The organism is Neisseria sp. HMSC068C04 (assembly GCF_001810105.1).
Taxonomy (GTDB): domain Bacteria; phylum Pseudomonadota; class Gammaproteobacteria; order Burkholderiales; family Neisseriaceae; genus Neisseria; species Neisseria flavescens_B.
The window spans coordinates 1-284 of record NZ_KV799986.1 but is presented as its reverse complement, the minus strand read 5'-3'; the positions used below and the strand labels follow the sequence as shown (position 1 = coordinate 284).

The window sequence follows — 284 nt, the reverse complement described above, 5'->3', positions numbered from 1 at the left end:
TCAGGTTTTGAGGGCTTTTACCGCCCATTGTAAGGACTTTACCAGTTTCAGGCGTGTAGGCTGTCTGAGGTGCTGTTTGTGGCTGTTGCACAGTTTGCTGTTCCTCTTTATATGGATTGAAAGGAAGGCCGTTTTTCACGTAATCCTTACACATGGCTTTAGTAACTTCTTTCAGCGGCGTGCCTTGGGCACTGTAACAAGTACAGCCAGTATTACCGCCTTCAACGCAACCGGCGATGTATTCAAAGGTTGAGACCTTTGCAAAATTCCCCAAAATCCCCTAA

The 284-nt window shown here is 46.5% G+C and carries 1 pseudogene; it reads right to left on the bottom strand.

From position 1 onward, the window contains the following. A pseudogene (locus tag HMPREF2700_RS08950) lies at window positions 1–259 on the bottom strand (hypothetical protein); the annotation flags it as partial. Window positions 260–284: the final 25 nt, after the last annotated feature.